16 protein-coding genes, 1 tRNA gene and 3 pseudogenes are annotated in these 26,150 nt (G+C 48.3%); 1 reads left to right on the forward strand and 19 read right to left on the reverse strand.

Annotated features, from left to right (window positions below; translation table 11 throughout):
- Window positions 1-237: 237 nt before the first annotated feature.
- The 19 genes and pseudogenes from DXA93_RS03270 to DXA93_RS19390 all read right to left on the reverse strand — a co-directional run bounded on the left by DXA93_RS03270 (window position 238) and on the right by DXA93_RS19390 (window position 24,526).
- On the reverse strand, window positions 238-1,569 hold the full coding sequence (locus DXA93_RS03270; RefSeq protein WP_119207731.1) for an MATE family efflux transporter: 1,332 nt from the start codon (window positions 1,567-1,569) through the stop codon (window positions 238-240).
- 102 nt (window positions 1,570-1,671) lie between these two features.
- Window positions 1,672-2,265, reverse strand: coding sequence for an NUDIX hydrolase (locus DXA93_RS03275; protein ID WP_055219386.1), 594 nt, complete (start codon window positions 2,263-2,265; stop codon window positions 1,672-1,674).
- A gap of 145 nt (window positions 2,266-2,410) precedes the next feature.
- Window positions 2,411-5,039 (reverse strand): annotated as a pseudogene (ppdK, locus tag DXA93_RS20460) (pyruvate, phosphate dikinase).
- A 506-nt stretch (window positions 5,040-5,545) separates the two neighbouring features.
- Window positions 5,546-6,457 (reverse strand): undecaprenyl-diphosphate phosphatase, encoded by a 912-nt coding sequence (locus DXA93_RS03285; protein WP_117760874.1) that lies wholly within the window; start codon window positions 6,455-6,457, stop codon window positions 5,546-5,548.
- Between the two features lie 202 nt (window positions 6,458-6,659).
- Window positions 6,660-9,866 carry a carbamoyl-phosphate synthase large subunit gene (gene carB / locus DXA93_RS03290; protein ID WP_022462958.1) on the reverse strand — a complete coding sequence of 1,069 codons (3,207 nt, stop codon included), beginning with the start codon at window positions 9,864-9,866 and terminating at the stop codon, window positions 6,660-6,662.
- Window positions 9,866-10,938 (reverse strand): annotated as a pseudogene (locus DXA93_RS03295) (carbamoyl phosphate synthase small subunit). The gene carB and the pseudogene DXA93_RS03295 overlap by 1 nt, the downstream one beginning before the upstream one ends.
- Before the next feature lie 241 nt (window positions 10,939-11,179).
- A tRNA-Leu gene (locus tag DXA93_RS03300) sits at window positions 11,180-11,263 on the reverse strand.
- A gap of 162 nt (window positions 11,264-11,425) precedes the next feature.
- Window positions 11,426-11,884: a signal peptidase II gene (locus tag DXA93_RS03305; protein WP_022462960.1), complete on the reverse strand. Its 459-nt coding sequence runs from the start codon at window positions 11,882-11,884 to the stop codon at window positions 11,426-11,428.
- On the reverse strand, window positions 11,881-12,372 hold the full coding sequence (locus DXA93_RS03310) for a zinc-ribbon domain-containing protein (protein ID WP_055219392.1): 492 nt from the start codon (window positions 12,370-12,372) through the stop codon (window positions 11,881-11,883). The genes DXA93_RS03305 and DXA93_RS03310 overlap by 4 nt, the downstream gene beginning before the upstream one ends.
- 80 nt (window positions 12,373-12,452) lie before the next feature.
- On the reverse strand, window positions 12,453-13,889 hold the full coding sequence (gene clpX / locus DXA93_RS03315) for an ATP-dependent Clp protease ATP-binding subunit ClpX (RefSeq protein WP_119207732.1): 1,437 nt from the start codon (window positions 13,887-13,889) through the stop codon (window positions 12,453-12,455).
- Window positions 13,890-14,114: 225 nt separating this feature from the next.
- A complete protein-coding gene (locus DXA93_RS03320; RefSeq protein ID WP_118749961.1) occupies window positions 14,115-15,836 on the reverse strand; it encodes a trypsin-like peptidase domain-containing protein in 1,722 nt (573 codons plus the stop codon).
- A 145-nt stretch (window positions 15,837-15,981) separates the two neighbouring features.
- Complete coding sequence (gene glmS, locus DXA93_RS03325) at window positions 15,982-17,808, reverse strand: glutamine--fructose-6-phosphate transaminase (isomerizing) (protein WP_119207733.1); 1,827 nt, start codon at window positions 17,806-17,808, stop codon at window positions 15,982-15,984.
- 173 nt (window positions 17,809-17,981) lie between these two features.
- Window positions 17,982-18,821, reverse strand: coding sequence for a glycosyltransferase family 2 protein (locus DXA93_RS03330; RefSeq protein WP_334295245.1), 840 nt, complete (start codon window positions 18,819-18,821; stop codon window positions 17,982-17,984).
- A 135-nt stretch (window positions 18,822-18,956) separates the two neighbouring features.
- Complete coding sequence (locus DXA93_RS03335) at window positions 18,957-20,153, reverse strand: LCP family protein (RefSeq protein WP_118595183.1); 1,197 nt, start codon at window positions 20,151-20,153, stop codon at window positions 18,957-18,959.
- A gap of 18 nt (window positions 20,154-20,171) precedes the next feature.
- Window positions 20,172-21,580: pseudogene (locus tag DXA93_RS03340) on the reverse strand (undecaprenyl-phosphate glucose phosphotransferase).
- A gap of 150 nt (window positions 21,581-21,730) precedes the next feature.
- On the reverse strand, window positions 21,731-22,303 hold the full coding sequence (locus tag DXA93_RS19375; protein ID WP_330427129.1) for a glycosyltransferase family 2 protein: 573 nt from the start codon (window positions 22,301-22,303) through the stop codon (window positions 21,731-21,733).
- A gap of 50 nt (window positions 22,304-22,353) precedes the next feature.
- Window positions 22,354-22,704, reverse strand: coding sequence for a glycosyltransferase (locus DXA93_RS19380; protein ID WP_330427128.1), 351 nt, complete (start codon window positions 22,702-22,704; stop codon window positions 22,354-22,356).
- Window positions 22,692-23,672: a glycosyltransferase family 2 protein gene (locus DXA93_RS19385; RefSeq protein WP_330427253.1), complete on the reverse strand. Its 981-nt coding sequence runs from the start codon at window positions 23,670-23,672 to the stop codon at window positions 22,692-22,694. Before DXA93_RS19385 ends, DXA93_RS19380 begins: the two co-directional genes overlap by 13 nt.
- On the reverse strand, window positions 23,567-24,526 hold the full coding sequence (locus tag DXA93_RS19390) for a glycosyltransferase (RefSeq protein ID WP_330427254.1): 960 nt from the start codon (window positions 24,524-24,526) through the stop codon (window positions 23,567-23,569). Before DXA93_RS19390 ends, DXA93_RS19385 begins: the two co-directional genes overlap by 106 nt.
- 251 nt (window positions 24,527-24,777) lie before the next feature.
- Between DXA93_RS19390 and DXA93_RS03355 the strand changes: the two genes are divergently transcribed.
- Window positions 24,778-26,085, forward strand: a complete 1,308-nt coding sequence (locus tag DXA93_RS03355; RefSeq protein ID WP_119207734.1) for a D-alanyl-D-alanine carboxypeptidase family protein — start codon at window positions 24,778-24,780, stop codon at window positions 26,083-26,085.
- Window positions 26,086-26,150: the final 65 nt, after the last annotated feature.

Below are 26,150 nucleotides of genomic sequence, written 5' to 3' on the forward strand. Positions count from 1 at the left end.
TTGTAGTTTGTGATATTTGATGTGTTCATAATATGATTCTCCTTTTACATATTTAAACACGTTATATCACATTTGACAATATATTTAGTTACTTATATTTTCCTCCTTTTGCTGTTTTTCGGAGTCCATTTTACCATACCCCGGCATGATTTTCAACGCGCCGAAATAATCCCTTTTACCCCAAAAATCCCCTTTTCCCAACAACTTTTCTGTCGTCAGAAAAAGAGGATCGTTTTTTCACTCACGGATAACCTGAAACGTTTTCCACTTACCCTGTTTGAATCTCCACCAGAAGATGATGCCGCGCACGGACCAGTCGAGGCACATCGCAAGAGTGATTCCCATAACGCCCATGTTCATCCAGATTGCAAAAATCACAGAGAAAATCAGGCGGACGCCGATGGTCGTGAAGAGGGAAATTCCCATTGTGAATTTTACATCTCCTGTCGCACGAAGGCCGCTTCCAAGCGGTCCGGCGTAGCAGAGTGCAATACCGTTGAAAATATTATGCAGCAGTACCAGCCAGAGTGTCAGCCGCTTCGTCTCCTCGGACACCGCATAGAAGGAAAGGACAAACGGTGTGACTGCAAAGACAAGCGCATTCCATGCCACTCCAATGATCAGTGTGATTTTTATCAGCTTGCGGAAATAATACTCCGCCTGATCAGTATCTCCCGCGCCCATGCACTGTCCGATGACGGTGATGAATACTGGGGAAAGTGCACTGCTTGTGAGTGCCGCCATGGACCATATACTCTGGGCAATGCCGTTTGCGGCAATCTGGTAGGTACCAAACAGTGCTACCACACTGGAAAGTGCTACTTTGACGAGCTGGAAAATACCGCTCTCGATACCGTTCGGAACTGCGATACTGAGGATCGTTTTCTGGAAGCTCAAGTCTACTTTAAAAATCCACTCTTTCAGATACTGCACCGGATTTCGCTTTGAGAAGCAGAGAACCGTGATAACAGCTGCGGAAAAGATACGCGCAATCAGCGACGGAACCGCAACGCCAGGCACACCTGCATGCAAAGCAAAGACGCCGATACAGTTTCCGACTACGTTGATCACATTCGATGCAATCGAAAGGTACATCGTCGTGCTGGTTTTTCCAAAACTGCGGTACAAAGCCGCTCCCGCATTGTAAATCGCCATTGCCGGATAGGAATATGCCGAGATACGCAGATACGTCACGCATGCCGCCATGACATCATCCTCAACCTTGCCGAACATCAAACGCATCAGCTGTTCGTTGGCAACCAGTACCACTACAGAAATAACAACCGACAGCAATACCGATGCCGTCAGAAGCTGGGAAGCTGCCGCTCCCGCCTGCTCCTTGTCCTTCTTTCCGATATACTGGCTGATGACCACCGCACCGCCGGATGCCAGCGCTGTGAACAGGTTGATAAAGATCATATTAAACGCATTGACCAGTGACACACCGGAAAACGCCGCCTCTCCGACAAATCCGATAACAAACACGTCCGCAATTCCGACCAGAGCCACCAGAAGCTGCTCTAGGAAAAGCGGAATAATCAGCTTTTTCAAATCCTGATTTGTAAACATAAAACCCCTCCTGCCATTTTTCTTTCTGTCTCTATTTTAGACATCTAACAGCTCATTTGTCTAATGCTTATTCTAAATGGCAGTTCATACGCGGATTGCATATTACACTTCACAGAAATCTCTTTTCACTTTCTCACACAGCTTGCCATACACACGCTCCACAAACCATGGCTCTGTCGATTTTTCTGCGATCTGCTCCACCGGAATCCAGCCGACTGCGCTGTTTTCATCCGGCTTGCAGCGGATTTCCTGTACCGGGTCTGCTTCCATGAGATATGTCACATTCAGATGGAGATGTGCCGTCACGTACTTTCCGCGCTTCACATGGCCGTCCACCGACAGGATTTCGAGCGAGAATGGCTGATCCGATAAGAGCTTCACCTCTTCAATCCCGGATTCCTCCTTCACTTCTCTTACCGCCACGCTGCAAAGATCCGCATCTCCGTCCGCGTGGCCGCCGAGCCATGCCCAGGAATGGTAAATATTGTGATACGCCATCAGCACCTGCTTCCGATCCGGGCTTACGACCCAGGCGGAGGCAGTCAGATGTGCGGTCTCATTTTCCCGCGTCAAAATATCGCATCCGCTCTCCATCCATTTCAGCAGAATCGCCCGATCCCGCTCTTCCTGCTCATTGTACGGACGGTATTCCCGGATCTGCCGCAGCAGGTTTTCTTTGGCTGTTTCATTCTGCATCCGTTTTCCCTCCCACTTTGATTTTAAACGATTGATAAAAAAGACCCCGGCGCCTGTATTTCTACAGACCGCCGGGGTCTCCTTACGTTTGAACACAAATCATGCTACTGCATGAATATCCTGATTCGGACAAATTCTGCTTAAATTAAGCGTTCTTCTGAGCGATAGCTGCCTGAGCTGCTGCCAGACGAGCGATCGGTACACGGAACGGTGAGCAGGAAACATAGTCCAGACCCAGTTTGTTGCAGAACTCTACGGAGCTCGGATCTCCACCGTGCTCACCGCAGATACCTACGTGCAGAGAAGAGTTAACCGGTCTTCCAAGATCGATAGCCATCTTCATCAGCTTGCCAACGCCGTCCTGATCGAGTTTTGCGAATGGATCGTTCTCGAAGATCTTAGCGTCATAGTAAGCGTTCAGGAATTTACCAGCATCGTCACGGGAGAATCCGTAAGTCATCTGAGTAAGGTCGTTGGTTCCGAAGCAGAAGAAGTCTGCCTCTTTTGCGATCTCATCTGCAGTCAGAGCTGCTCTCGGGATCTCGATCATGGTACCAACTTCGTATTCAAGGTCGCTGCCTGCAGCTGCGATTTCAGCGTCAGCGGTCTCTACTACGAATTTCTTAACGTATTTCAGCTCTTTGATATCGCCAACAAGTGGGATCATGATTTCCGGTTTTACATTCCAATCCGGATGAGCTTTCTTCACGTTGATGGCTGCGCGGATTACTGCGCTTGTCTGCATCTTAGCGATTTCCGGATAAGTTACAGCAAGACGGCATCCACGATGACCCATCATCGGGTTGAACTCATGCAGACCAGCGATGATTGCTTTGATCTGCTCAACAGATTTGCCCTGTGCGTCAGCCAGTTTCTTGATGTCCTCTTCCTCAGTCGGAACGAACTCATGAAGCGGCGGATCCAGGAAACGGATGGTAACCGGGTTGCCTTCCAGAGCTTCATACAGCTTCTCGAAGTCTCCCTGCTGCTCCGGAAGGATCTTAGCAAGTGCTGCTTCTCTCTCTTCTACGGTTTCAGCGCAGATCATCTCACGGAATGCATCGATTCTGTTGCCTTCGAAGACATATGCTCTGTACGGCAAAGACCAATACCTTCTGCGCCAAGCTCACGAGCTTTTTTAGCGTCTGCCGGAGTATCAGCGTTTGTACGAACTTTCATGGTTCTGTATTTATCTGCCCAGCCCATGATTCTTCCGAACTCGCCAGCGATGGTAGCGTCTACGGTCGGGATCAGTCCGTCATAGATGCATCCTGTAGAACCATCCAGAGAGATGCAGTCTCCCTCGTGGAACTCTTTGCCAGCCAGTGTGAATTTCTTGTTTGCCTCGTCCATTACGATATCACCGCAACCGGATACACAGCAGGTTCCCATACCACGGGCAACTACGGCTGCGTGGGAAGTCATACCACCACGAACAGTCAGGATACCCTGTGCAGATTTCATACCTGTGATATCTTCTGGGGATGTCTCAAGACGAACCAGAACAACTTTTTCTCCTCTTTCAGCCCATGCAACAGCGTCATCAGCTGTGAAGACGATTTTACCGCAAGCAGCTCCCGGAGATGCTCCCAGTGCTTTTGCCATTGGAGTAGCCTCTTTCAGTGCTTTTGCATCGAACTGCGGATGAAGCAGAGAGTCAAGGTTACGAGGATCGATCATTGCAACTGCCTCTTCCTCTGTTCTCATTCCCTCATCTACAAGGTCGCAGGCGATTTTCAGAGCAGCTTTTGCTGTTCTCTTACCGTTACGTGTCTGCAGCATGTACAGTTTACCGTGCTCTACAGTGAACTCCATGTCCTGCATATCTCTGTAGTGTGTTTCCAGAGTTTTGCAAACTTCTTTGAACTGTTTGAAAGCTTCCGGGAATTTCTCTTCCATCTCGGAAATGTGCATAGGTGTACGAACACCGGCAACTACGTCCTCGCCCTGTGCGTTGGTAAGGAACTCACCGAACAGTCCGTTCTCTCCTGTAGCAGGGTCACGGGTGAAGGCAACACCTGTACCACAGTCATCTCCCATGTTTCCGAATGCCATCATCTGTACGTTAACAGCGGTACCCCAGGAATACGGGATGTCGTTGTCACGACGATAAACGTTTGCTCTCGGGTTGTCCCAGGAACGGAATACGGCTTTTACAGCTCCATCAGCTGTACCTTAGGATCGGTCGGGAAATCCTCACCGATTTTAGCTTTGTACTCAGCTTTGAACTGCTCAGCCAGTTTTTTGAGGTCATCTGCGTCAAGATCTACGTCCTGTTTTACGCCTTTCTCCTCTTTCATCTTGTCGATCAGCTCTTCGAAGTATTTTTTACCAACTTCCATAACTACGTCAGAGAACATCTGAATGAATCTTCTGTAGCAGTCCCAAGCCCAACGTGGGTTGCCGGAAGCCTGTGACAGAGTTTCAACAACCTCTTCGTTCAGACCAAGGTTCAGGATGGTATCCATCATACCTGGCATGGAAGCTCTTGCTCCGGAACGTACAGAAACGAGCAGCGGATTCTTAGCGTCTCCGAATTTCTTTCCTGTGATTCCTTCCATTTTATCGATTGCTTCCATGATCTGACCCATGATCTCGTCGTTGATCTGTCTGCCATCCTCATAGTACTGTGTACAAGCCTCGGTTGTTACCGTGAATCCCTGTGGTACAGGAAGTCCCAGGTTTGTCATCTCAGCCAGGTTTGCGCCTTTTCCACCGAGAAGGTTACGCATGTCTGCATTACCTTCAGTGAACATGTAAACCCATTTTGCCATTGTTACTTTTCCTCCTACTTGTAATTTTGATAGGTTATAGTAAAGTATTTCCAGATTGCCCTGGATGATACGTTCACCCTATACTGATTGCACCGAAAAGAAAGATATTCTCGGGCGCACACATTTATTTTACCATAAGAATATCTTTAGTCAATAAAAATATGGCAAATTTTCGGTATTTTTTTTAATTTACAGTTCACTCGTGTGTTCTGGCGGGCAAATTTCATGCTTGCATGAAAATTTGTTTGCAAGAACACACGAAGGGAGCGCCGAGAAATGAGCAAAAGGAGCTGCGCAGCAGCGGAAAGCGCTGAAAGCGCAGTTTTGCGAATGGCGCGGGTGAACTGTATCGTCTGTGCCCCTGTTATGTTTTATTATATCAGCTTTTGGTTACTTTTTACAGGGTTTTTTGTAATTTTCGCGTAAAAAAAGAAGTATCGCACAATTTTTTTCATTTTACGATACTTCTTCTATTTTTCCCGGTAAATTTTCGGAATTGTTCAATTTTATGCTTTCAAAATTACGGTTTTGATTACGAAATACAGCAGCACAATCACACCGAGTACGATACGGTACCAGCCGAAGGCTTTGAAATCGTGCTTCTTGATGTACTGCATCAGGAATTTGATGGCAAAAATCGATACCGCAAATGCCACCAGCATGCCGACGATCATGATCGCCACCTCAACACCGGTAAAGGCAAAGCCGTGTTTTACCAGTTTTAAAAGGCTCGCGCCGAACATAACCGGAACGGCAAGGAAAAACGTGTACTCCGATGCCAGCTCTCTCGAGCATCCCAGCAGGATACCGCCGATGATGGTTGCTCCCGAACGGGAAGTTCCCGGTACGATGGAAAGGAGCTGGAAAACACCGATATACAGCGCATTTTTCCAGGTAATCTCTTTGATTTTTGTTGCAGACAGTGTTCTCGTCTTGTTGTAATTCTCAATGATGATGAAGAGGACACCATAGATGATCAGCATCAGTGCTACGATCACGTAATTCATCAGATGGGCCTCGATCCAGTCGTTGAATGCCAGTCCGATCACGGCTGCCGGCAGACACGATACGACGATCTTGAACCACATGATAATTTTGTCCAGATAACAGTAATTGTCTACAAAGTTCTGAATACCTGCAAAGACCTTGTTGTCGCTTGGATTGGCAAAATAGCTCTTGCTTTTCGCTTTGCTTTTGCCATGAAACGGCCAGAGATCCCAGAAATAGATGACGACAACCGCAAGGATTGCACCGAGCTGGATGACAACTTCAAAAACATTTTTGAAATCAGCTGTCACATTCAGCTTAATAAACTCATCTACCAGAATCATGTGGCCGGTGCTGCTGATCGGAAGCCACTCGGTAATGCCCTCTACGATACCCAGCAGGATAACCTTTAACCACTCAATGATGTTCATACGATATGTACCTTTCTCTTTTTGAATTGGATGCCCTTTTCTGGCATTCTATTAAAAATCTATCATACTTATGCTAAAAACACAAGCGCGTCACGTTTTCTTTTTTGTAAAATCCATTCAAACCCACATTCGGCCAAAAAAGCTCTCTGCCGCTTTGTTTCTGCAGCAGAGAGCTTTTCTTTGCTTTATGCTTCTATCATGCTTATCTCTTGTCGATCGTTGCGATATCGATCAGGGTCAGCTTCTTCACATCTGTATTTTCCAGACTGGTTACGAGTGCGGTTGCGGTATCCAGAGAGGTCAGTACGTTGACACCTGTCTCGATCGCGTTCCGGCGGATGACGAATCCGTCTTTGGAGTGCTCAACGCCCTGGGACGGAGTATCGATGACGAGGTCGATCTTGTGGCCGAGGATCAGGTCCATCAGGTTCGGGGACGGCTGCTCGATCTTGTTGGTGCGGATCGCATTGACGCCGTTCTCGTTCAGGGCTTTCGCGGTATTTCTCGTCGCATAGATCTTGTAGCCGAGAGCCTGGAATCTCTGTGCGATCGGAACGATATCCTCTTTATCCTCATCCTTTACGGTGATGATCATGTTTTTGTATTTCGGCAGATTGATTCCGGCGCCGAGGAATGCTTTGTAAAGAGCCTCGTTGAAGGTCTTTGCAATACCAAGGCACTCACCGGTGGATTTCATCTCCGGTCCAAGGGCGATATCTGCGCCGCGGATCTTCTCGAAGGAGAATACCGGCATCTTGATGGCAATGTAATCTGCCTCTCTCTGCAGTCCCGGCTCGTAGCCAAGCTCGCGGATCGTGTGGCCGAGGATGACTTTCGTTGCCAGCGGCACGATCGGGATTCCGGTTACCTTGCTGATGTATGGCACGGTACGAGAAGAACGCGGGTTGACCTCGATGACGTAAACATCCTCACCGCATACGATGAACTGGATGTTGATCATACCGATGACATGCAGGGATCTTGCCAGACGTTTCGTATACTCTACGATAGTGTCTTTTGCATGCTGGCTGATGCTCTGTGCCGGATAAACGGAGATACTGTCTCCGGAGTGAACGCCGGCGCGCTCGATGTGCTCCATGATACCAGGAATCAGAATATCGGTGCCGTCGCAGACTGCATCAACCTCGATCTCCTTGCCCTGCAGATATTTATCAACCAGGATCGGATGCTCCTGTGCGATCCGGTTGATGATGCCGATAAATTCATCGACGTCCTCATCGCTGATGGCGATCTGCATACCCTGTCCTCCAAGGACGTAGGACGGGCGGACGAGTACCGGATAGCCGAGCTCGTTGGCTGCTTTTTTCGCCTCTTCTGCGGTGAATACGGTGTGTCCCTTCGGACGCGGGATTTCACACTGCTCCAGGATCTCATCGAACAGCTCACGGTCCTCTGCGGCATCTACGTTCTCTGCAGATGTTCCAAGGATCGGCACACCCATTTTCAGGAGTGCTTCGGTCAGCTTGATCGCGGTCTGGCCGCCGAACTGTACAACGGCTCCGTCCGGATGCTCGATGTTGACGATATTTTCTACATCTTCCGGTGTCAGCGGCTCGAAATACAGTTTATCTGCGATATCGAAGTCGGTGCTGACGGTCTCCGGGTTGTTGTTGATGATGATGGTCTCATAGCCCTCTTTCTTGAATGCCCAGGTACAATGTACGGAGCAGAAGTCAAACTCGATACCCTGTCCGATACGGATCGGGCCGGAACCAAGGACGAGGACTTTCTTTCTGTCGTTTGTCTCGACAGCTTCGTTTTCGCCGCCGTATACGGAATAGTAATACGGTGTGGTTGCTGCGAACTCAGCGGCACAGGTATCTACCATCTTGTAAGCTGCGGTGATATCATACTGTTTTCTTAACGCTTTTACTTCTTCTTCGGTCTTTCCTGCCAGTTTTGCCACCAGGTAATCCGGGAACTCAAGGCGTTTTGCTTCGCGCAGAAGATCCTCATCCAGCTCTTTGGCCTGTAATGCCTGCTCCATCTCAACGAGGATAGCCAGCTTATCGATGAACCATACATCGATTTTGGTGATCTCGTGGATCTCGTCGTAGGAGATGCCCTGACGGATCGCCTCTGCGATTCTCCAGATTCTCATATCGTCTACGATGTGAAGCTCTTCGATCAGCTCGTCTTTGGACAAGTGGCTGAAGTCATAGGACATCAGGGAATCTACGTGCTGTTCCAGGGAACGGATGGCTTTCATCAGCGCGCCCTCGAAGTTGTTGCAGATACTCATAACCTCACCGGTCGCCTTCATCTGTGTGGTCAGGGTACGTTTTGCACTGATAAACTTATCGAACGGCAGACGCGGGATTTTTACAACACAGTAATCCAGCATCGGCTCGAAGCTTGCGTAGGTTTTTCCGGTAATGGCGTTCGGGATCTCATCCAGAGTGTAGCCAAGTGCGATCTTTGCAGCAACCTTTGCAATCGGATAACCGGTCGCTTTGGAAGCCAGTGCGGAAGAACGGCTGACACGCGGATTTACCTCGATAACACAGTACTCGAAGCTGTCCGGATTCAACGCATACTGTACGTTGCATCCGCCGGTGATGCCGAGCTCGGTGATGATGTTGAGTGCGGAAGTACGCAGCATCTGATACTCTTTATCTCCCAGGGTCTGGGACGGTGCTACGACAATACTGTCTCCGGTGTGAACGCCGACCGGGTCGATGTTCTCCATGTTGCAGACGGTGATGCAGTTTCCTACGCTGTCCCGCATTACCTCGTACTCGATCTCTTTCCATCCGGCGATACATCTTTCAACGAGTACTTCGCCGACACGGGAAAGACGGAGTCCGTTCGAGAGGATCTCGATCAGCTCTTCTTCGTTGTAAGCGATACCGCCGCCGCTTCCGCCGAGGGTGTAAGCCGGACGCAGTACAACCGGATAACCGATCTTGTTGGTGAAATCGATACCAGCCTGTACATCATGGACAACCAGGGATGCCGCTACCGGCTCGCCGATTTTTTCCATGGTATCTTTGAATTCCTGACGGTCCTCTGCTTTTTTGATGGTCTGTGCTGTGGTACCGATCAGGCGTACGTTGTTTTCTTTTAAGAAGCCTTTTTCTTCGAGTTCCATCGCAAGGTTCAGTCCTGCCTGGCCTCCCAGAGTCGGAAGAACGCTGTCCGGTTTTTCCTTCTGGATGAGCTGCTCTACCACTTCTACGGTCAGCGGCTCGATGTAAACGCGGTCTGCGATGTCTTTATCGGTCATGATGGTTGCCGGGTTGGAGTTCAGAAGAACAACTTCCATTCCCTCTTCTTTCAGGGAACGGCACGCCTGTGTTCCTGCGTAGTCGAACTCTGCTGCCTGTCCGATGACGATCGGACCGGAACCGATAACCAGAACTTTTTTAATATTCGGATTCTTTGGCATTATTTGTTACCTCCCATCATCTCAAGGAATCGATCAAACAGGTATCCGGAATCCTGCGGGCCAGGGCATGCCTCCGGATGGAACTGTACGGTAAAGATGTTTTTGCCGACGTATTTGAGTCCCTCGTTGGTGCCGTCGTTGACGTTCACAAAGGCCGGAACTGCCATATTCGGATCCAGGGTATCGGTATCTACGACATAGCCGTGGTTCTGGGAAGAAATGTAACTCTTCCGGTTGCAAGGTCCTTGACCGGGTGGTTTCCGCCGCGGTGGCCGTATTTCATCTTGTGGGTATCTGCGCCGGTAGCCAGTGCCATCAGCTGATGTCCAAGACAGATTGCAAAGATCGGTACATTGGAATCGTACAGTTTTTTAATCTCTTTGATAATGGATACGCACTCTTTCGGATCTCCAGGGCCGTTGGACAGCATGATTCCGTCCGGATTTGCGGCGAGGATCTCTTCTGCTGTAGTAAGCGCCGGATAAATGGTCACTTCGCATCCGCGCTCATTTAAGGAACGTGCGATGTTGTTCTTTGCGCCAAGATCCAGAAGTGCAACTTTAAAGCCTTCTCCTTTTAAAACTGATTTTTCAGAGCAGGTTACCTTTTCTACAACTTTTCCGGTATTATACGCTTTTAATTTTGGAATAATTTCATCGAGATGATAGTTTTCGTTGGTCGTGATCATACCGTTCATGGTACCTTTTTCACGAAGAATTTTGGTGAGAGCACGAGTATCGATTCCGGCGATTCCGGGAATATCGAACTTTTTCAGGAAATTCTGAATGGTGTCCTGGCAACGGAAGTTGCTGGGGAGACGGGATAATTCTCTTACAATATAGCCATCCGGCCAGGGTCTTAAGGACTCCTGATCATCATAACAAATTCCATAGTTTCCAATAAGAGGATACGTCATACATACTGCCTGTCCCGCATAGGATGGGTCGGTCAGCACTTCGAGATATCCAGTCATGGATGTATTAAATACGATTTCACTGATCACTTCTTTTTGTGAACCAATGCTGGTTCCGGTAAAGACATGCCCGTCTTCTAAGATTAGAAAAGCTTTCATCATTCCACCGTTTTCCTTTCTTTTTCGTTCGGTTTTGAGTTTGTATGAAATATGCATCTCATACTTTAATCTTTCAGATTCTATCACAACCAGGGAAACATTTCAACTATTTTTGTCGAATTACGGAAATTTCTTTTCTGGAAAAATAAAAATACCCTGACGAAAAGTTTTCACACTTCCCATCAGGGCAATCCGAATTGGTCCACCGGACCAATTCTTGATACGCAAAGCGAAAAAATAATGCAGGAGATGGGACTTGAACCCACACGATCTTGCGACCACAGGCACCTGAAGCCTGCGCGTCTGCCAATTCCGCCACTCCTGCATTTCTTGTCTTGCAGCTCTCATGTGCCGCTCAACAAAACATATATTACCAGATGATTCCGAATCTGTCAACAGCTTTTTTCAAATTTTTTCAAAAAATTTCAAATTTTCTTTTTTGCCCCGAAAAGCCCGCCATCCGCAGGGCTTTTCGGGAGATCCTGCATCACCTGGACTCCCGGCAGGAAATTGCCGTCAGCAGCGCAAGTCCGAAGAAAATACAGAAATCAGAAACATTGAACACAAGTCTGCGGAACTTCTCCGGTCCAAACCGGAAGCTGACATAGTCGGTCACGTAACCTCTCTTATGCCGGTCATACCAGTTCGACATGCCGCCGCCAATCGTAAGCGCAAGCCCAAGCTTCTTCGCCTTACACTTACGTCTGCCCGCCAGCGCTCCGAGACGTGCCCACAGTCCGGACAGCAAAAAGAAGGTGAGAATTTCCACCTTCTTCGTGCTGTCCGCGAAGCCGCCGCCCGCTACGCCGCGGTTATGACATTTCCGCAGGACAATATGTCCTTTGCAGACCGGGATCTGCTCATTTTCCTTTAACTCCTCTTCTGCCTTCTTTTTCAGGCATCCGTCTGCAAGGAAAACCGCTCCCGGCAGCAGGGTCCAGATCATTCCTCTTCCGGTACCTCTGCTTCTTTTTCAGGCTCTTCTTCCGGCGCTGCTGCTTCGGTTTCTTCTGCTTTTTCTTCCGGTTCTACGTGTACAAACTCGGCATCCTCCGGCTCATCTTCCTTCTCCGGCATAGCAGCACCGCAGCGCATGCAGAAAGCTGCATCTTTCGGAACACTTGCGCCGCAGGCCGGGCATACGATGCGGCCTCTCTTGTTTGCCACATCTTCCTTGCAGTCTGCAATCTCTTTTTCCAGATCGGTGATATCTTTGCAGATGCCGGCAAGATTTTCGTCGAATGCTTCGCCGTTCAGATAGCGGTTGTAGATGATCTGTCCGATATCCTGGTAATTCTTCTCAATCTGATCCTCGAGCGCATGCTGACGGGTGCGGATCTTCTGAATTTCTACGAATTCATCTGTTTTCTTTCCCACAGTATCCACTGTTTTTTTCAGTGTTTTACTTAAATTTCCAAAAAAATCCTCTGCCATAGTTAAAACCCTCTCTTTCTTATCTCTTATTTCAAGAAAACGCCAGTTTCACATCTGCTCCGCTGTGTTTTCCAGTTACCTTATTTCTGCTCTAACTTTGGAACTTCCTGGCCGCGCAGGAGAATCGTCGGCCCGCCGGTCTTTTCAATATAGTCTTTTGTGATGATAACCTCTCCGATGCTGCTGTCCTTTGGAATCTCATACATGATATCCAGCATGAAATCCTCGATGATCGAACGGAGTGCTCTCGCACCGGTATCTTTTTCCAGCGCTTTTCTTGCAATAGAGCGAAGTGCATCATCATCAAATTCCAGTTTCACCTCGTCGAGTTCGAGCAGTCTCTTATACTGCTTCAGGATCGCATTTTTCGGTTCTTTTAAGATCTCGACCAGCATATCCTCATTGAGACTCTCCAGCGTAAATACGATCGGCAGACGGCCAAGGAACTCCGGCACCATACCGAAAGTCCGAAGGTCTTCTAAGGTCACCTGTGACAGCAGGTTCTTATCCCCATCATACTTGTCCTTCAGATCCGCCTGGAAGCCAATGGAAGCTGTCTTGTTCAGACGCTCCTTGATGATGTCCGTCAGATCCGGGAAGGCACCGCCGCAGATAAAGAGAATGTTTCTGGTATTGACGGTCTCGAGCGGAACCATCGCATTTTTGCTGTTGGCTCCCACCGGAACTTCGATGTCGCTGCCCTCGAGGAGCTTCAGCATTCCCTGCTGTACGGCTTCTCCGCTGACGTCTCTCTGGTTTGTATTTTTCTTTTTCGCAATCTTGTCGATCTCGTCGACGAAGATAATACCGTGCTCCGCGCGCTCCACATCGTTGTCTGCGGCCGCTAAAAGCTTAGATACCACGCTTTCAATATCATCGCCGATATAACCCGCTTCGGTAAGGGATGTGGCGTCCGTGATGGCAAGCGGCACATCTAAGAGGCGTGCCAGTGTCTGCACCAGATACGTTTTTCCGGAACCGGTCGGTCCGATCATCAGCATGTTGGATTTTTCGATCTCGATATTTCCGTCCTGCGGTGCAAAGACACGTTTGTAATGGTTGTAAACGGCAACCGACATGACTTTCTTTGCACGTTCCTGGCCGATGACGTATTCGTCAAGCATCGCCTTGATCCGGTGCGGCGGCGGAATGTCCTTGATGGAAAATTCTTTTGTTTTCTTCTTTTCTTCTTTTTTCTTTACCCGCTGCCGGTTCGGGATCTGGTTGGAAAGCCCGGAGAGATCGAACATGCCGATATTCGGCATGTTGTTCATATTATTCATCATCTCATTGATCTGGCCCGGGTTCTGGTTCATGGTATCAAAGCTCTTCTGCATGCAGTCCGGGCAGATATTGATGTTTCCCGGAAGGGTAATCATCTTTCCGGCTTTGCTCTCCGGTCTGCGGCACATGAAGCAGACTTTTTCATAAGTATCTTCTGTATGATGGTCAGAGCTTTTTGTTTCCGCCTTCGTTTCGTCCGCGGTACCGTCCACTCTGTCTTTCTCTTCTGACATGATTTTTCAAATTCCTTTCTGTAATAGATCGCTTGGTCTAGCTTGATTATAGCCCAAAAGCCATAGGGTCACAAGTAAAAACTTTCTTAAAAATTACCAACTTTTTTAAGAATTTTACGAATTCAAAAAATTATATCAAAAAATGCAGAAAAAGGCGGACAGCCAGGCGTTCATATTCCTGTGCTGTCCGTCTTTTTTCTCTTAGGAAATAGTTATTTCGAGTTTTTATCTGTTGCCAAACGGATTCTGAATACCCTGGTCATTCTGATCGGAGCTTCCGGTTCCATCGTTTGTGGTTCCGTTGCTGCTTCCGCTCGTCTGCGGCATATCTGCTGCAGAGCCAAGGGTCAGCGTCAGTGTTACTTCTTTGTACTCACCGTTATCCGCGCGCTGTACGGTGACATCTACGGTCTCGCCTGCCGCATAATAGGTCAGTGTCTCTTTTAAGCCTTTGGCGTTCGAGATGCTTCTTCCATCAAACGTGGTGATAACATCGCCTTTCTTGAAGCCCGCATCGGCTGCCGGGCTGCCGTCCACAACGCTCATGATGCAGACACCGGTCGGAATACCGTAGTTCTGGGAAACATCTGCGCTGACATCTGCCATGTTGATTCCGATATAAGCAGCCTCATCATCGCTGACTTTGTATCTTGTTGTCAGGTTCATCAGGTTCTGCAGAATCGGCTCCGCTTTCGAAATCGGGATCGCAAAGCCCATGCCCTCGACCTGTGTGGAGCTGTATTTTGCTTCGTTAATGCCGATCAGCTCACCGTTCATGTTCAGAAGGGCGCCGCCGCTGTTTCCAGGGTTGATGGCTGCATCGGTCTGGATCAGTCCCTCAGAAGTAATCGTCTCGCCGGTACTCTCATCCTGACTGGAGATCGTACGGTCTTTTGCACTGATATATCCGCTCGTCAGGGACTGGCCGGTTCCCAGTGCATTTCCGATTGCCACAACCTGATCACCGACCTCAAGGTCATCGGAATTTCCCATCACGGCAATTTTGATCTGGCTCTTTGTCTCGTCCTTGATGTCGGAAAGTTTTACTGCAACAACAGCAAGGTCATTGTCCGCATCGGTACCTTTGATCTGGCCTTCTACCGTCTCATCGTCGATAAAGCTGACGGAAAGAGACGTTGCACCGCTGACAACGTGGTTGTTTGTCGCAATCAGGAGCTCATCGTCGTTCTGTCCGACAATAACTCCGGTTCCGCTTGCAGGAACTTCCTGGCTTGTGGTTCCGAAGAATGTCTCAACTTCTTCCACCGTTGTCGTAGAAATTGCTACCAGAGACGGCATCGCACTCGATGCAACATCTTTCACGGACATCTCGCCGGTTGCTTTTACGGTATCGGAGGTATCACTGCTGTCTGCTGCCGTTGTTGTGGTGGTCGTCGGAATTGTAACTTCCTGCTTCTGCTCTGTTGCTGTACCGATCACTTTCGTACCGACTGCTGCAGTCCCAATGAAAACACCGCCTGCCACGAGTCCGAAGCACGCTGCCATGGCAAGTGTCATGCCCAATTTTTTTGCGGCTGACATTGGTTTTTTCGCTTTCTTTTTGTGATCCTGCGGCTGCGGAACGGCAGAAAACTGTGGTTTTTCCTGCTTCGGAGCACTCTGTGTCTGTGACTGGTACTGATAATGTTCTGTCTTTGCAGAAGATGTCTGCTCTGCCTTTGCCTCCGACGGGTCCGGTTTTCCGGTGTAGGAAGCGCTGTTATTCTCCTCGCCGGTCTTTCCGCTGATTTTCGGATTCACCCAGCTGTAGGTTGTCGTTTTCTTTTCTTCCGCCTTCGGCGCTTCTGCGGTTTCCTGCGGTTTTTCCGTCTCTGCTGCACTCTGCTCTGCTGTCGTTTCTGCTTTTACTTCTTCTGTATGCTCTGCAGCTTTGGTTTCCTCTGCTGCCTCACCATTTATTTCTTCTTTTTTAAATTCTTCACTCATGGCTGATCCCTCTTTCTCTTTTCTATCTCAGGCACCAATACACAGTGCTCTTATTTCTTTCTTCATTTTCTACTGCCTATTGTACGTTAGAATTGTGTTGAAACTGTGATAATTTTGAAAAAAGAGGAATTTTATGCTGCGGTTTTTATTCTACCGTAACAGATTTCGCCAAGTTTCTCGGTTTATCCACATCGAGGCCTCTGCCGATCGATACGTAGTAGCCAAAGAGCTGCAGTGGAATGATTGCCAGGGAATTTGCAAAAACCGGATTTGTCTCCGGCAGGTAAACTACGTAGTCGGCTACTTTTTCCACTTCTGTATTGCCAACGGTCGTTACCGCCATGACAAACGCGCCTCGTGTCTTCACTTCCTGAATATTGCTGATCGTTTTCTTGTAGAGCTCCGGCTGGGTCAGCACGGCTACGACAAGGCGTCCGTCCTCAATCAGGGAAATGGTTCCGTGTTTCAGCTCACCGGCTGCATACGCCTCGGAGTGGATGTAGGAAATCTCTTTCAGCTTCAGGGAGCCCTCCATCGAGATTGCATAGTCGATGCCGCGTCCGATGAAAAAGACGTGTTCTGCCGCAAGATAACGGTTGGCAAAACGCTGTACGTTCTCCTTGTGGGACAGCAGCAGGGAAATCTGCTCCGGCAGGCGCTCAAGGCTCTGGATCATCGCATCGAAGTCATTCTGTGAAACGGTTCCGCGTACTTTGGCAAACTTCATCGCCAGAAGGTACTGCGCGATAAGCTGTGTGCTGTACGCTTTCGTTGTCGCAACAGCGATCTCCGGACCGGCCCAGGTGTACATGACATTGTCTGCCTCTCTTGCAATCGAACTTCCAACTACGTTTACGATGCCAAGGGTACGCACGCCCTTTTCTTTTGCAAGGCGGAGAGCCGCGAGAGTATCGGCCGTCTCACCCGACTGGCTGACGATGACCACGAGCGTATTTTCTGGCAGAATCGGATCACGGTAGCGGAATTCGCTTGCCAGATCTACCTCAACCGGAATTCTTGCCAGCTTTTCGAAGATGTATTTTGCGGTTACACCGGTGTGATATGCAGAACCACAGGCAACGATAAAGATCTTGCTGATTGCACGGATCTCTTCGTCCGTCATGCCAAGCTCCTCGATCACTACGTCACCATTCTTGATGCGTGGGGTCAGCGTATCTTTTACGGCTTTTGGCTGCTCATGCATCTCTTTCAGCATAAAATGCTCATAGCCGCCTTTCTCTGCGGCATTCATATCCCATTCGATGTGCGTAGGCTCCTTTTGCAGCTCCTCCTCATCGATATTGTAAAAATGAAGGCCGTCTCGGGTCAGCTTGACAATCTCCTCATTTTCCAGAAAATAGACATCTCTTGTATATTTCAGTACAGCCGGAACGTCGGATGCAATCAGGTTTCCGCTCTTACTTGTACCAACGATCAGCGGGCTGTCTTTACGGACCGCATACACCTCATCCGGATGGTCGCGGAACAGGATACCCAGTGCATACGATCCCTCCATACGGTGCATAACCTTTGTGATCGTTGCAAGCGGATCGCCGTTATAATAGTAATCCAGCATATGGGCAATTACCTCGGTATCTGTCTCCGAAAGGAACTCATATCCTTTGGACATCAGTTTTTTCTTTAATTTCAGATAATTCTCAATAATTCCATTGTGTACAACGACAATCGAGTGGTCTTTATTGAAATGCGGATGTGCATTCAGATCGGAAGGTGCCCCATGCGTTGCCCATCTCGTATGTCCGATTCCTACGGTACCCGGAAGTGTCGCTCCATTTTGTGTCATTTCCTCAAGCACCTTCAGACGGCCCATTGCTTTCTGCATCTGAATTTTGTTTCCATCGTATACAGCAATTCCGGCCGAATCGTATCCGCGGTACTCCAGCTTTGACAATCCGTCCAGCAGCACCGGGGCAGCCTGGCAGGTTCCAATATATCCAACAATTCCACACATAGATTTTTTCCTCCTAACAGTAAAAGGCGGCACCCTTGTTCTGTTTTCAGGTTATGCCGCCTTCTAGTTTCTTGTTCTTTACTTTTTTACCACTCTGCTCCGTTCTCTGTCAACCTTATGGAGCATTTCGTATTTACTTACAAGATCTTTTTATTTTTGTTTTTTACTTTCACTTATCTTCTATTTCGTTTTTTTCGTATCTTTCCGTGATATTCCCACCATGTTTTGTTTGAGGTACACCAGCGGATTACACTGTCCGGAAGGCTTTTGTATCGTTTTCCGAGGAAGTAGCCCACATATTTGAATCCGCTTTGAAAGAATAAAGTGACGAGCAGCCACGGCTTATGAATTTCGCAGACGTAAGATGCCGATTTTTTCACCATACGGATTCCCTCACTCTCAGACGGATACGCATCAAAGATCTCCGGATGCTGTGCCTGGGATACACCGAGGTCGAAATTGCGGTGAAGCTGTGCCAGACAACCGTAATTGTGGGAATGTACCACCTTCGCATCTGCCGCATAGGCAATCGCATAGCCCGCCTGCACAAGATGCCCGGCATAGATCATATCTTCGTTAAACAAGGTGCTTTCTACAAATCCACCCAGCTCTTCATATGTCCTGCGGTCATACATTGCACAGACATTGGAACAGAAAAAAGTCTTAACACCAAGTTTTGGCAGATCACCGGCATCCTTGATATCACTCTCGTCCGGATAGTTAAAGCCTCTCGTAAACCGTTCCAGTGTACGGCAGTCATCCCGCGGAAGCTGCCGCGCATAGGCCGCCTTCACATGCGGCAGTGAAAATTTTTCCACCAGATGTTCCACGCACGCATTATCGTACGGCATGGCATCCTGGGTCATAAAAAGCAGAAGATCCGCATCTGAACTTTCTGCCATCGCCCTTCTCGTTCCGCCGTGGTCGAACTCGCTCGGCTGAATATGCTCCACCATAATCTTGTCTGAAAGCTGCTCCCACGCCGGATTCCAGAACTTTTTCCCCGTATTCACGACCCGGATCGAACGGATCGGGTAAGTCTGTTTTAAAAGGCGGGGCAGAAGTCTGCGAACTCCTGCCCTGGTTTATACGTTGGTATCATGACATCAACGGTATATTGACTCATCTTGTCGTATTCTCCCTGTATTTTAATCTCCTGCTACCACAGAATCTGTTGCAGCGCCCGGTCCCTGATTCAGTACATACTCAATCATATCATCATCGTAGCCGCTCTCTCTTGCAATATAGTCACTGTACTCTATCACGGCTGCAGATGGATCATAGCTCATCGTCGGATACAGATAAGCGTGCAGTTCCTTTACATTGTGTTCCAGTGTAACCGGAATTACGACATCAACACCAAGTGCGCTTTCTACATTTTCTCCATAACACAGCTGGAACGGATATGCATAAGATGTTCCCATTTTGTACGTTACCGCATGCATGCCAAGTTCCAGAATTTCGTTTTTGGTAAGACTGGTGCTGACATTTCCCATCACTTTATCCAGAATCTCCGGAATCTTGGTCGGATTCTGTTTAATCTTCTGTACCATGAGATTGATGACGATTCGCTGACGGCTCGTACGTTTCGCATCGTCGCCGCCGCCGTAACGGATCCGCGCATAGGAGGTTGCAAGTGCACCGCTGACATGACGTACTTCGCTGTAATCATCCCCAAGGTCCTCATCATACGGAATAGCTTCATACTCTACGCCCTGTGCTTCCGATACCTCTCTGTTGTAGTTGTTTGCATGAACACACTCTGCATTTGTCATCTCGATGTCGAGACCGCCCAAGACATCAATCGCATCGGCGAGTGCCTTGAAGTTTACGGTAACGTAATCGGTCAGTGCAAGGTCAAGGTTTGTATTCAGCATGGAGAGCATACTCTCCGGACCGCCGCGGTTATAGGCGGAATTGGCTTTGTCAAACTCATAATATTCATCGGTATATTTCGCCATATTCATCCAGGTGTCACGCATAATCGACACCATACGGATTTCCTGCTTGTCGTGATCAATACAACAGAGAATAATAGTGTCACTGTTCATGCTTTCTGCCAGCTCGGAGCCTTTCACACCTCTGGCATCCACGCCGACCAGCGCGATGACCTGTGTACCGGACATCTGTGAGAGATCGGTATTTGCCTTTACTTCACTGTTGATCTGAATCTGGGAGCTGTCCAGCGTATCCTGATTCATCTTATCCATCGAACGGTTGATCCATGCGTAGACGAACAGAATTCCGGAAAGAATCAGCAGAACGGTGATTTCAATTCCGAAAATTATTTTTCTGCGGCGCATTTTTTTGTATTTTCTGCTCTTTTTGTAATTCTTCTTCGACATCTCTTTTCCCCTTATCTTTTAGTAAGCGTTTTTATTCACAAATCCTTTGAAAAAGGTCAGGAACAGAATTTTAAAATCAAGTCCCAGCGTCCAGTTTTCAATATAATACAGATCACAGTCAATACGCTTTCGGATGGAAGTGTCTCCCCGGTATCCATTCACCTGTGCCCACCCCGTAAGACCGGGACGCACCTGATGTTTTACCATATAACGCGGGATTTCCTCCCGGAATTTTTCCACAAAGAAAGGTCGCTCCGGCCGCGGTCCGACCAGGCTCATATCTCCTTTTAAGATGTTAAAGAGCTGTGGAAGCTCATCAATGCTGGTATGGCGCATGAATTTTCCAAATCCCGTCACACGCGGGTCATTCTTCACGGTCCATGCCTTCTTTTCTTTCTCCTCCGTCTGAACTTCCATCGAACGGAACTTGTACATTTCAAACGGTTTGTTGTGCAGTCCGACGCGTGTCTGACGGTAGATCAGCGGACCCGGTGAGGTCAGCTTGATCATGATGCAGGAAAACAGCATCACCGGTGAGAACAGAATGATCGCCACGAACGCGCCGAAAATATCCACAATCCGTTTCAGCATCGCGTTGAACGTGTTGGAAAGCGGCACATAGCGGATATTGATGACAGGAAGTCCCTGCAGGTCTTCTGTGTACGGCTTTGTCGGAATGATGTTGTGGTAATCCGGCACAAACTGGGTATGTACGCCGGATTTTTCACACATGGCAACGATCTCCTCCAGGCGGAAGTATTCGTTCAGGCCAAGGGTAATGGCAATTTCATCCAGTTTGTTTTCCGGCAGAATGACTGAAAGATTGTTGATTCTTCCAAGAACCTTGACACCGCGGTACATCGTTCCCGCTTTGACATGGTCATCGAGGATTCCGCGGACGAGATAGCCCCACTCTGGGTTTGCAATGATCCGGTCAATGTATTCCTCGGTCGCACGGCTGTAGCCGACCATCAGAATCTGCTTCTGGTTGCGGCCGTGTTTCCACATATTGCTTAAGATATAGTGGATCAGATTTCTTACGATCGTTCCAGTGTCACATTCAGCACAAAGAAGATGCAGAGCATACCACGGGAAAAGTGAACCTGGCGCACCATGTAAAGGCTGGCCAGCCAGACCAGAAATCCAACCGTATTCGCTTTTAAGATATTGGCAAATTCCAGACGTCTTCCCTGAAAACGCTTGGATGCATAGAGATTGAATGCATAGTAAAGCAGCAGATAGCCGGGCACGATATAGAGCAGTGCCATCATATACGTCGCCGGCGGTAGAATTCCCCTCTCCGGATGATTATTCATAACGCCCAGCCGCACATAGCAGTACCAGGACAGTACGTAGGAAAGTGCGAGCACCAGGGCATCGATCAGAACGTGCATCCGGTCAAAATATTTCTGATTATCGTTGATCAAATTCGTTCACCTTATCTGTTTTTTTCGGGATTTAAAAATTCCCTACCCCTAACTATACAATAAGTTTCAAAAAAGAGCAATCATATTTTTCTAACATTCTTCTTATTTCCGTAAACTTTTTAACTTTTTCGTAATCTTTTGAAAGAATCCTTATGCCCTCTCCAGAAATCTCCGGAACACATTGATAAAAAGCTCCCATTCGATGACAAAATACGTGCCGAGGCGCTTCCACTCAAAACGGATCTTTTTTGCTCTGTTTTCCGGCTTCCGGCAGATGAAAAAACCATTCTTGATTCCTGCCAGATATTCTTTTCCATATCCCTTCGATGCAAAAAAGACCAGTTTTGCCGAAAAACCGAGGATAAAGGCCGGCAGGTTAAGCAAAATCTGTAAAACCGGCATATTTTTATAGATCAGATAAATATTATTCCTGGAAGAATAACGGATTTTAAAGAGGTTATACCGGGAGCCGCTCGTTCCGCTTCCGACGTGGTAAACCTTCGCGGACGGCTCATACCAGTTCTCGTAGCCCAAAAGCCGCGCACGATAGCCGATGTCGGTATCTTCCAGATAAGCGAAATGTTCTTCGTCAAAAAGTCCGGTCTTTTCCAGAAATTCCCGGCGGTAGATCGCTGCTCCGGCGCAGGCCGCAAAAATCCGGTCGGACGTTTCAAATTCACTGACCGGTTTTCCTTTTCCTCTTGCGAATGCCCATCCCAGCATATTATAGTAATTTCCCGCATCGTCGATTTTATCACGCTCCTGATAGGAAATCAGCTTTGCGCTGCATGCAAACGCATTCTTTCTTTTACAGATTCCCTCATAAAGGCGCTCGACAAAGTCCTGGACACTTCGGTGTCGTTGTTTAAAAGGATCACATACGGCTCCTTCGACTGGCGGATGCCTTCGTTGACCGCACGGCTGAAGCCATAGTTATCATCGAGCTGGATGATTTTCGTCTCCGGGTAGTGTTCCCGCAGAAACGCACAGCTCTCATCCTGTGAACCATTGTCCACGAAATATGTGGTAAATTCCGTAAAGGTCTGCTTTGCAAGCGCTGCAAAGCACGTCTCCAGATACCGGTATCCATTATAATTTGGTATTACAACTGCTACTTTGTCCATGGTTTTACTCCCCTGCCGTCGGCACGCAGTCCATAGTTCCACGATGCCAGCGTTAAATTTGGATTGTAGCAGGGATCTCCTGCCTTTAACAGCCCAATCCAGCGGCTGCGCATAAATTCGATTTCCGACTGGAAGCGGCGCACCTTCTTCTCGTCATCCTCTGCTCCCCTAGATTTCGATTCATAATGGTACAGCTCCACGTGCGGATTGTATACGATTTTATAACCTGCTTTTCCAATGCGCAGGCACAGATCAACATCATTGAAAGCGACGGACAGTTCTTCTTCAAAGCCGCCGACCTCCTCAAAGACCTCTTTTTTCATCATCATGCACGCTGCTGTCACCGCACTCACATTCATCTGGAGCGATGCCTTATGCAGGTAGCCGCTTCTTCCGCGCGCCAGCCCTAAAAAGGCGTGGCCCGCAATGCCGCCGATACCGATGATGATACCCGCATGCTGCACCGTGTTGTCCGGGTAATACAGCTTCGCGCCGACCGCCCCGATCTGCGGTCTTTGCAGATTGGACACCATCTTTTCCATAAAATCGGGTGTGATAATTTCCATATCGTTATTGAGAAACAGGAGATACTCTCCCTTTGCCTCTTTGACGCCGAAATTATTGATCGCAGAATAGTTAAAGCCCTGTTTTGGATACTTCAGGACACGGATGCCCTGTGCTTCGAGTTCTTTGTAATAGGAAAACGTTGCTTCCTCAGTGCTGTTGTTCTCAATAATCAGAATCTCATAGGATGGATACATGCACTTCTTCTTAATGGATTCCAGACAGGTGCGTAACGTATCGGCCTGATCCTTGTTCGGGATCAGAATCGAAACCAGAGGCGTTCCCCGCAGTTTATAATCTACATCGTAGAAGCCATAATCCGAACGCAGTGTGACGGTTCCCTCTTCGCCACAGCGCGCAAGGTTTCCCTCAATTGCCTTTTTTCCGGCCTCATACGCGTACAGCTTGCTTGCCGGATTGTCTGCGGTGGAAGCGCTGTGGACCCTCCAGTGATATAAAACTCTCGGAATGTGTACAATTTTTCCCGCCATTTCCGTGCAGCGGAAGATATAATCATAATCCTGCGCCCCATTGTATTCCGGACGAGGCCGCCGGTTTTCTCCGCAATCTCCCGCCGTACAACGAAGAAATGGCAGATATAATTGTTTGACCGCAGCAGATCCAGATTGAAATCCGGTTTGAAATGCGGCTGGAAATACTCGGACAGATCGGTCCGTACCTTGTCCTCATCGGTATAAAAAGCATCGATGGACGGATCTTTTTCCAGACGGATGGCAATTTCAAAGAGTGCATCCGGCGCAAGCAGATCGTCGTGATCCATAAAACCGACGAAATTTCCCGCTGCTGCGGCAAGCGCTGCATTTGTATTCTCTGCAATGCCGATATTTTCCGGAATCGGAACGTTCTTTACGCGCGGATCTTTTCCGGTATACTCTTTCAGGATGCGCGCCATCGTCTCATCCTCCGGGCTGGCATTTCCGATCACCAGTTCCCAGTTTTCATAACTCTGTTTTTCCAGGGATTCGATCATCTGACGCAGAAAAATTTCCGGCGTACGGTAAGCCGGAACAACAACGCTGATCTTCGGACAATAAGAAAATTTATGATTTTTCTGACGCGCCAGGTCCTCCTCTTTTGCGCAGTACTGCTCCCGCCACGGTCCGTACGGAACCTCCTCCGGCTCCATCCTCTCCGAAAGACGGATCAGGAATTCCTTTGGGCCATAATGTTTCAGGTAACGCAGTCCCTTCTGTATGTTGTAAGGTTTCAATTTCCGTATAAAACGGAGCCATTTCATATCTGACACTTTTTTTAACTCCTTGGGGTTTTTGTTTTTCAGGTTTTTTGTTTTTTCCGTATGAACTCGTTCGCATTATACTCTATTTTACTGCATTTTGCAAATCCCGACTGAAAATATTAAGAAATTATGTGTTTCTTCCCTGCTCGCTTTATGTTATAATAATAAAAGTGTGTCTAATACATTTTAGAGAGATCCGCTGCCCGGACAGTCTTATGCAGCTGTACCCGCTGGATCAGAAGGAGTGAGTTATGATTAGAAAGAATTCTGCAGCCCGCACATTTTTATGCCTGTTGCTTGCTTTTGTTTTTGCCGCGTCCTGCCTCCCGCAGACGATTTTTGCCACAACCGATAAAAAAACAGTCACCACCTGGCCCGAAGGACCGGAAAACAATTCCGGCGCTGTCTGTTTACTCGATGCCGATACTGGTGCTGTTTTATACGATAAAAACATGGACGAGCAGCGCTATCCTGCCAGCATCACCAAGATTCTGACGGCTCTGCTGATCATTGAAAACAAGCAGATGACCGACACCGTTACCTTCGGCGAACATGCTGTCAGCGAATCCATTCCGGGAAATGCCCGCATCAACGTTCAGCTTGGCGAAACGATCACAGTGGAGGATGCTCTTCACGCGATTCTTCTTGCCTCGGCAAATGAGGTCTGCACACAGCTTGCCATCGACATTGCCGGAAGCGAGGAAGGTTTCGCCGCCATGATGAACGAACGCGCCGCTGCACTTGGTTGCACGAATACCCATTTTGTCAATGCAAACGGTCTGCCAGATCCGAACCACTACACCAGTGCACACGATATGGCACTCATTATGCAGGAGTGCATCAAAAACGAGACCTTCTGCCGCATCGAGTCCGATCTGACCTACACAATTCAGCCGACCAATATGACCTCGACACCGCGTGATCTTCAGAACCACCACGCATTGCTGTTCCAGGACGGTCAGTGGGGATACAAGGGTGCTTTCGCCGGAAAGACCGGTTATACCGATGAGGCACACAACACACTCGTTACCGCTGCCAAGCGAGGCAATATGACGCTGGTCTGCGTTGTTTTAACCTGTGATAACCTCGATTATATCAACGATACCCGTACCGTACTTGATTTCGGTTATGATAATTTTACACATTATACCCTGAAGAACGCAAAAAAGGAAAGTCTTTCCGGTGTGGTAACGCTTCCAAAGAATGCGAAAATTGAAACTGCAACCTACACCGATCCGGACGGCGCTTCCGTTGAGGAACCGTACACCCGCCAGTATTTTTTCGATGATCACTTCATCGGAACAGCCGAGGTTTCCGCTCCAGGTACTGTTTCCGACAGTTCTTCGGTTTCCTCCAATTCATCAGAAGAAACCGACAGCACAGATATTCCAACACCGGAAGAAAACAAGAAAATTTCTTTTCTCTCCACACTGCTCTATATTCTGCTTGGCCTGAACGGTGTCGCTTTTCTAATTCTGATCATTGTCGTGATCAACAACGCGAGAAAGAGACGGAAACGCAGAAACAGACGCCGCAATAACCGAAACAAACGGCACTGATCTTCTAATTTATAAGCAATCAGGACCTCCCGTCCAACGGGTGATCCTGATTCAAGAGTTCGACG

This window comes from Blautia sp. OF09-25XD (genome assembly GCF_003482095.1).
Lineage (GTDB): Bacteria > Bacillota > Clostridia > Lachnospirales > Lachnospiraceae > Fusicatenibacter > Fusicatenibacter saccharivorans.

Excerpts from the sequence above, each read along its gene's own strand:
- DXA93_RS03270 (WP_119207731.1), bottom strand. The coding sequence starts at position 1,569 with ATGTTTACAAATCAGGATTTGAAAAAGCTGATTATTCCGCTTTTCCTA.
- DXA93_RS03275 (WP_055219386.1), bottom strand. The coding sequence starts at position 2,265 with ATGCAGAATGAAACAGCCAAAGAAAACCTGCTGCGGCAGATCCGGGAA.
- DXA93_RS03285 (WP_117760874.1), bottom strand. The coding sequence starts at position 6,457 with ATGAACATCATTGAGTGGTTAAAGGTTATCCTGCTGGGTATCGTAGAG.
- carB (WP_022462958.1), bottom strand. The coding sequence starts at position 9,866 with ATGCCAAAGAATCCGAATATTAAAAAAGTTCTGGTTATCGGTTCCGGT.
- DXA93_RS03305 (WP_022462960.1), bottom strand. The coding sequence starts at position 11,884 with ATGATCTGGACCCTGCTGCCGGGAGCGGTTTTCCTTGCAGACGGATGC.
- DXA93_RS03310 (WP_055219392.1), bottom strand. The coding sequence starts at position 12,372 with ATGGCAGAGGATTTTTTTGGAAATTTAAGTAAAACACTGAAAAAAACA.
- clpX (WP_119207732.1), bottom strand. The coding sequence starts at position 13,889 with ATGTCAGAAGAGAAAGACAGAGTGGACGGTACCGCGGACGAAACGAAG.
- DXA93_RS03320 (WP_118749961.1), bottom strand. The coding sequence starts at position 15,836 with ATGAGTGAAGAATTTAAAAAAGAAGAAATAAATGGTGAGGCAGCAGAG.
- glmS (WP_119207733.1), bottom strand. The coding sequence starts at position 17,808 with ATGTGTGGAATTGTTGGATATATTGGAACCTGCCAGGCTGCCCCGGTG.
- DXA93_RS03335 (WP_118595183.1), bottom strand. The coding sequence starts at position 20,153 with ATGTCGAAGAAGAATTACAAAAAGAGCAGAAAATACAAAAAAATGCGC.
- DXA93_RS19375 (WP_330427129.1), bottom strand. The coding sequence starts at position 22,303 with ATGCTGGGATGGGCATTCGCAAGAGGAAAAGGAAAACCGGTCAGTGAA.
- DXA93_RS19380 (WP_330427128.1), bottom strand. The coding sequence starts at position 22,704 with ATGGACAAAGTAGCAGTTGTAATACCAAATTATAATGGATACCGGTAT.
- DXA93_RS19390 (WP_330427254.1), bottom strand. The coding sequence starts at position 24,526 with ATGAAATGGCTCCGTTTTATACGGAAATTGAAACCTTACAACATACAG.
- DXA93_RS03355 (WP_119207734.1), top strand. The coding sequence starts at position 24,778 with ATGATTAGAAAGAATTCTGCAGCCCGCACATTTTTATGCCTGTTGCTT.